3 protein-coding genes and 1 pseudogene are annotated in these 2,423 nt (G+C 42.2%); 2 read left to right on the top strand and 2 right to left on the bottom strand.

What is annotated here, in order from left to right; all coding sequences use genetic code 11:
• Both NSB03_RS20355 and NSB03_RS20350 read left to right on the top strand, forming a co-directional pair.
• Positions 1-381: pseudogene (locus NSB03_RS20355) on the top strand (hypothetical protein); the annotation flags it as partial.
• A gap of 59 nt (positions 382-440) precedes the next feature.
• The gene (locus tag NSB03_RS20350) at positions 441-1,247 is read left to right on the top strand and encodes a hypothetical protein (protein WP_135037343.1); all 807 of its coding nucleotides are present in this window, start codon (positions 441-443) and stop codon (positions 1,245-1,247) included.
• Between the two features lie 108 nt (positions 1,248-1,355).
• Here the strand turns inward: NSB03_RS20350 and NSB03_RS20345 are convergent, their stop codons facing one another.
• On the bottom strand, positions 1,356-1,931 hold the full coding sequence (locus NSB03_RS20345) for an ORF6N domain-containing protein (RefSeq protein ID WP_024988927.1): 576 nt from the start codon (positions 1,929-1,931) through the stop codon (positions 1,356-1,358).
• A gap of 2 nt (positions 1,932-1,933) precedes the next feature.
• Entirely contained in the window at positions 1,934-2,191 is a 258-nt protein-coding gene (locus tag NSB03_RS20340) for a helix-turn-helix domain-containing protein (RefSeq protein ID WP_136013560.1), read from the bottom strand.
• Positions 2,192-2,423: the final 232 nt, after the last annotated feature.

Below are 2,423 nucleotides of genomic sequence, written 5' to 3'. Positions count from 1 at the left end.
CTTATTTCCGAGGCCTGGCAGCCTGGTAAGGGGGATGTAATCAAACTGATGAAACGTGCCGACGGTAAATTTATCGAAATCGGCCGCGAAAACGCTTCTTCCGATGCGTTGCAGTTTGCGCCGGATGAAACGGAACCTTCCTTGCTTGATGGTGAAGTATTCGTTACCGGTGAGAATACAAATGCAACAGCAATCACTAACTTTACCGATGCGGAAGCCGGTGTCGTTTACACGATCTACGGAAACGGTTCTGAATTTGCTTCTACCATTGCAGCCGGTGGAAACTTTGTTTTAACCGAAGCTATGACGCTTTCCGAAGGCAAGTTTATCAAGCTGGCAAAAGCCGCTGACGGTAAATTCTACGAAGTGGCAAGAGGCTAAATTTCAGCGGAAGGGGTACTTTATCCCTTCCATTTTATAACCTTATAAATCATTAAGTTATGACATACGTAAAAGCAAGTGTAAGAAGGCCGGCCGGCAATCCTGGTAACGGTATTCAGCCCAAGGATCAGCTCGTAATTTACGACGTTGACGATGTTCTTTCCTTTCCGCCGAGAAACGATGCCGGCGTAGTTATCGAGGATGATATCGTAATGAAGGCGGGACGTTACGCGATCGGTATTTACCTGACACCCGGTACCGCTGAAATCAGTTCCAACAGTGATGGGGAAACGGACGCCGAAGGTTATACGCCTTCCGTTAAGTTCAATCATCCCGGTAACGAACAGGAAATTCGCGAGTTTAAGACAAACTGGCTGTCTAAGAAATGTATCGTTGTGCTCCGTTATTGTAGCGGAAAGCCTGCTGATCTGATCGGAACACCCTGCAACCCGTGTAAGTTATCCGTTTCTTATACCGGTTCCAATGAATCGAATACGAACGAACTTACTTTCACCCAGATCAGCAAGGGGGATGATATTGCCATTTACCGGGGTACCGACACCCTGGAAGAACCGGTGGCCGTGGTGGAAGCCGGAGCCACGGATATAGATTACCAAACGGACGGGCAGTACCAGCTTTCCGCAGGTGCGGCCAAAATAGCCGGTGTTACCGGTGGAAGTCATGGATCGGTAATTACCCTTATGGGATGTTCGGGCGTTGCGCCTACGGTGGAAGCTGGCGGTAATTTCCTTCTGAAAGGTGGTAAGACGTTTACCGCTTCCGAAGGTTCCCAACTGACGTTGCGGGCGTTTAACGACGGTTCGGAGGCTATGAAATGGATTGAACAAAGTCGTTATGAGGCGTAAGTAAACGGCTTTCATAAATAAAAAAGAATCCCGGAACTTTTCACAGCTCCGGGATTTTTTTATTTGACTTCATGATAAATTTATTTCGATGCAAGTTTTAAGCGTATCCTATTTCTTTTTTGGCTTTATAAAACCTATCGGATTACGTGGTTTATTTTCCATTCTTTTTTGCGCCTGAAGCTCGGCCAAGGTTTGGTTGATTAGTTCCAGCTGCATCCGGGTGTCGTCGTTGATGTCGTTGTAGTCCGCAAATACTTCCTCTATGTATTCCTTCAACTCTTTAACTTCTTTCTCAATATTACCTAATCGGTCTACGGGTGGATTTACTAACATTTGCCGGACAGCGACAAAGGCACGCATGATTCCCATGTTTATTTGTATTGCTGTTTTTGAGTTGAGAACACTGCTAAGCATTGCTACACCTAACTCTGTGAAGGCAAAAGGATTTCGCCGGACTCCCATCTTTATAGAATTGGTTATCACAATTTGTGATTTCCAAATTTTCGTTTCTTCATCCGTTAACTGGAACATAAAGTCTACAGGGAACCTGTCTATATTACGTTTCACTGCCTGATTTAAAGTTCGTGTTTCAACTCCGTACATTTCCGCTAAATCACGATCAAGCATCACCTTTTGCCCTCTTATTTCGTATATCTTACTTTGGATTAACTCTAGCTGGTTCATGGCTATTCTACTTTAATATTAATATCTTTTCCGCAGTGAGGACAAGTGAGAGATAGACCGTCTTTCTTTGGTTGTACTTCTTCCGGAGAAGCAAAGAGTTGCCACATAGGAACATCAAGGGTTTCCGCTACTTTTTCAAGTGTTGGATATGACGGGCTTTTTAAAATGGCATACAGATTTTGCCTTGTAGTATTCATCTTTTCCGCAAAAGAGGTCATGTTGTACCCTTTCTCTTTAATAAGTAGTTCTATTCTATTCATACTTGTTGTTTTTCTTTTTGCAAAGATACGTTTATTATAGAAGTGTCAAATATATCATTTACGAAATATTGTTAAAAGAAAGAATATTATTTCTTATTTTGTTTGAAGTGTCAAGTATATCATTTACATTTGCATCATCAAAAAGGAAATAAAGTAATAACAATAAAAGATATAGAATCATGAAATATTCAGTTTATAAATCAGAAATGGAGTATATAACAGCTGGTTTTTA

It is taken from the genome of Bacteroides acidifaciens, assembly GCF_024623065.1.
Classification (GTDB): Bacteria; Bacteroidota; Bacteroidia; order Bacteroidales; family Bacteroidaceae; genus Bacteroides; species Bacteroides acidifaciens.
The sequence above is the reverse complement of the archived record's forward strand: the minus strand, read 5'-3'. Positions and strand labels throughout refer to the sequence as shown.

Excerpts from the sequence above, each read along its gene's own strand:
- NSB03_RS20345 (WP_024988927.1), bottom strand. The coding sequence starts at position 1,931 with ATGAACCAGCTAGAGTTAATCCAAAGTAAGATATACGAAATAAGAGGG.
- NSB03_RS20350 (WP_135037343.1), top strand. The coding sequence starts at position 441 with ATGACATACGTAAAAGCAAGTGTAAGAAGGCCGGCCGGCAATCCTGGT.
- NSB03_RS20340 (WP_136013560.1), bottom strand. The coding sequence starts at position 2,191 with ATGAATAGAATAGAACTACTTATTAAAGAGAAAGGGTACAACATGACC.